This window comes from Terrabacter sp. GCM10028922 (genome assembly GCF_042666095.1).
In the GTDB taxonomy this organism is placed as follows: domain Bacteria; phylum Actinomycetota; class Actinomycetes; order Actinomycetales; family Dermatophilaceae; genus Terrabacter.
This window is the reverse complement of record NZ_JBHTFG010000037.1, coordinates 2,751-6,708: the sequence shown is the minus strand read 5'-3', so window position 1 is coordinate 6,708 and position 3,958 is coordinate 2,751. Positions and strand designations below refer to the sequence as shown.

General features: G+C 67.7%; 4 protein-coding genes. All 4 read left to right on the top strand.

Annotated features, from left to right (window positions below; genetic code table 11):
* The first annotated feature begins 208 nt into the window (after nt 1-208).
* Entirely contained in the window at nt 209-1,234 is a 1,026-nt protein-coding gene (locus ACFQU3_RS24415; RefSeq protein ID WP_385914802.1) for a phosphotransferase, read from the top strand.
* Between the two features lie 237 nt (nt 1,235-1,471).
* Entirely contained in the window at nt 1,472-2,362 is an 891-nt protein-coding gene (locus ACFQU3_RS24410; protein ID WP_385914799.1) for an ABC transporter substrate-binding protein, read from the top strand.
* 58 nt (nt 2,363-2,420) lie between these two features.
* The gene (locus tag ACFQU3_RS24405; protein ID WP_385914796.1) at nt 2,421-3,317 is read left to right on the top strand and encodes an amino acid ABC transporter permease; all 897 of its coding nucleotides are present in this window, start codon (nt 2,421-2,423) and stop codon (nt 3,315-3,317) included.
* Nucleotides 3,318-3,322: 5 nt separating this feature from the next.
* The coding region (locus ACFQU3_RS24400) for an amino acid ABC transporter ATP-binding protein (protein ID WP_385914793.1) at nt 3,323-3,958 on the top strand (636 nt) is incomplete at its 3' end.

The window sequence follows — 3,958 nt, the reverse complement described above, 5'->3', positions numbered from 1 at the left end:
CCGCGTCCTGCTCAGCGGCACCGGCAGAAGCGCCAACACCCTCAAGATCCGACCCCCACTGGCCTTCACCACCGCCGACGCCACCCGGTTCCTCGAGACCTTCGCCACGGTCGCCAAGAACCACCTCTGAGCGACCGATAGCCAAAGGACCATCGTGGGCACCTCAACGTCACTGAAGACGGGGCGACGGCTCCTCGAGGAGAGCGGCTTGGCGTCGTCTCATGAGCCCGTCGACAGCACCCTGGTCGGCCTGCTGCTCGAACAGCACTTCCACATCGGCGGACAGCTCGAGCGTCTGGCTACGGAGAAGGATGACTCGTTCATCCTCAGGGCTGAGGCAGGCAGCTATCTCGTGAAGGTCTCACCCCCCTCCGAGCCGGAGATGGTGGTCGCTCTGCAGACCGCCGTCATGCGCTTTCTCCAGGACACTGCTCCGGAGCTGCCGATCCAGCGGGTGGTGCTCACCCCGGACGGTGACGACAACGTGGTCCTCGAGAGCGACGACGGCAGGACCAGGGTCCTGCGAGTGTTCGACTTCGTCGACGGTGCCGTCCTGGCGAGGACGAGTCCGGACGCCACTCAGCTCGCGAAGGTGGGCGAGGTCCTCGGGCGGATCGACTTGGCGCTCAAGGGGTTCCACCATCCGGCAGCCCGGCGAGGGCTGATCTGGGACACGCAGCACTTCCACCACCTGACGGGGCTTCTGGCGCACACGACCAATGCCGAGCACCGGCAGCTGGCTCGAGAGGTGTTCCGGCTCTTCGACGACGCCATCGTCCCGAGACTGGACGACCTCGAGACCCAGGTGATCCACGGCGACTACAGCCCTCACAACGTCGTGGTCGACCCGCAGGGCGACGACTTCGTCGCCGCGGTGATCGACTTCGGTGACACCGTGCACAGTGCCGTGATCTGCGACCCGGCAGTGGCCATGGCGAACCTGCTCGGGCGTGAGCCGGGTCAGCCGTGGAGGGACGCCTGCGCCTTCATGGTCGGCTACGAGCGCGCACGGCCGATCAGGGACTCGGAGCTCGCGTTGCTCCCCGTGGCTGCGCTGGCGCGGCTCACGCTCCGCGCGCTGATCACCAACTGGCGGGCGGTGCTCGTGCCGGAACGGCGCGACTACCTCCTGGACCACGCCCGTGACGACTGGGTCAACGTGGAGCGCGCCCTCGCCGTGCCTCTCGACGACGTCGTTGCCCTGCTTCGGAGCGGGCGAGAAGGCGGCATCTGAACCGGCGTATGCCGTCCGCACCGTCGTCCCGTACACATCCACCCCAGCTCACAGCCGCAATAGGCGTCACACGACGACGCAGCGGCATCTCCACATCAATGCTGACCGGCCGGGAGTGCTCCCGACCACCAACGAAGGAAGTTCGACATGACCCGTATCAATGGAGCTACGCGTGAAGGATTCAAGACGATGATGAGCTCGAGGCGACGGCTGTGTGTTGCGGCCCTGGGGCCGATCGTGCTGCTGACGGCCACGGCCTGCGGCGGGTCGAGTGCCGGGGACGCGGCGGGTGCGGCGGATGCGGCTCCGACCGCGGATGTGGTCTCGCAGGTGACGGCCGACCCGGCGGCGGTGGCGCTGTTGCCGGCGGCGGTCAAGGCGCGGGGCACGATCTCGATGGCGGCGGACCTGCACAACGCGCCGACCTCGTACCTGGACACGGACAACAAGACGCCGATCGGCTACAACGTCGACATCGCGGCGCTGATCGCGAAGACGCTGGGGCTGAAGCTGGAGATCAAGAACGTCTCGTTCGACACGGTGATCCCCGGGCTGGCCGCGGGTCGTTTCGACTTCACGGCCACGAACATGAGCCCGACGCCGGAGCGGCTCAAGGTGCTGGACATGATCACGTACTGGTCTGCCGGGTCCTCGTTGATGATCGTCCCGGGCAACCCGCTGAAGCTGTCGATGTCGGAGCAGATGAGCCTGTGCGGGCACAAGATCGCGGTGCTGACCGGGGCCACGCAGGCGGAGAAGTACCTGCCGCAGATCTCGGCTGACTGTCAGGCGCAGGGCAAGCCGGCGGTGGAGGCGATCGTGCTGCCGAACGTGCAGGCCGCGTTGACGCAGCTGGCGTCCAAGCGTGTCGAGGGCGTCTTCTACGACACGGCGCCGCTGGCCTGGGCGGCCAAGCAGCAGCCGCAGGCGTTCGAGCTGTTCCCGCAGCGGTACAAGAAGAAGGTCGGCAACAACATCGTCGCGCTGGGCACGGCCAAGACCTCGGGGCTGGGCCCGGCGCTGCACGCGGCGATGCAGTCACTGATGGCCGGGCCGGCGTACAAGGCCACGCTGGAGAAGTGGGGCCTGGGCACCGGCGCGATCCCGACCTCCGAGCTGCTGAAGTAACACCATGGCGTCGACCATCAATCTTGCGCCGAAGGCGCCGACGGAGGAGGTGGGTCGCGTGGAGGCTACCGAGAAACGGCGGGTGCACCGCCGCGGGGTGCTGGAGTACGCCGGCTGGGCGCTCTGCGTGCTGGTCGGGGGCGGCGTGGCGTACACGCTGGTGAGCAACGAGAACTACCAGTGGGACGTCGTGGCTCAGTACTTCACCGCCGCCACGGTGCTCAAGGGGCTGGTGCTGACGCTGGTGCTGACCGCGTTGACGATGTTCTTCGGGACGATCCTGGGGCTGGTCATCGCGATCCTGCGGGTCTCGAAGGTGCGCCCGGTGAGGCTGCTCGCCTCCGGGTACATCACCTTCTTCCGGGGTACGCCGGTGCTGGTCCAGCTGATCTTCTGGTTCAACATCGCTGCGCTGTACCCGAACATCAGCGTCGGGATCCCGTTCACGGACGTCTCGCAGGCGGTCGATGTCAACGCGTTGATGAGCGCGACGACGGCGGCCATCGTCGGGTTGTCGCTGAACGTGGCCGCGTACCTGGCCGAGATCATCCGGGGCGGGTTCGCCTCGGTGGACAAGGGCCAGCTCGAGGCCGCGGACTCGCTCGGGATGAGCGGGCGGACCAAGCTGTGGCGGATCATCATCCCGCAGTCGATGCCGAGCGTGGTCCCGGCGGTGGGCAACCAGGTGATCGGGATGTTCAAGGAGACCTCGCTGGTCAGCGTCCTCGGGGTGGCCGAGCTGCTGCAGAGCGTGCAGCTGATCTACGCGCGGACCTACCAGACGATCCCGCTGCTGATCGTGGCCTGCCTGTGGTACCTGGTCATGACCCTCGCGCTGAGCTACCCGCAGTCACTGATCGAGAAGAAGTACTCCCGCTCGAAGTCCCGCGTCGCCACCGGCGCCGGAGCACCCCCGCTCCCACTCGACGCGGCCCTGACCAGTGAGGCGAGGTGACCGACATGACCGACATGACCAACGTGACCACCAACCCGACCACCAGCGTGACAACCAACCCCACCAACCCGGCCAAGGGCGGGGTGGATGGCGTGGGCACGGTGTACGCGCGTGCCCTGCGCAAGTCCTTCGGGGACCGGGTGGTGCTGGACCGGATCGACCTGGACGTGCGCTGCGGTGAGATCGTCTGCCTGATCGGGCCCAGCGGGTCGGGCAAGTCGACCCTGCTGCGCTGTGTCGACGGGCTCGAGGAGATCGACCGCGGGATCCTGCGGGTCAACGGCGAGGACCTCGGCTTCCGCGAGGAGCAGGGCAGCTACCAGGCGCTGACCCGCCAGCAGATCGCCGCGCAACGGACCCGGATCGGGATGGTGTTCCAGTCGTTCAACCTGTTCCCGAACATGACCGCCCGCGAGAACGTCATGTCCGGCCCGGTCCTGGTCAAGGGCACCGCGAAACGCCAGGCCCGCGAGCGGGCCGAGTCGCTGCTGGCCAGCGTCGGGCTCGAGGGGCACGGCGAGCACTACCCGTGGCAGATGTCCGGCGGGCAGCAGCAACGCGTCGCGATCGCCCGCGCCCTGGCGATGGACCCGCAGGTCATGCTCTTCGACGAACCGACGTCCGCCCTGGACCCCGAACGG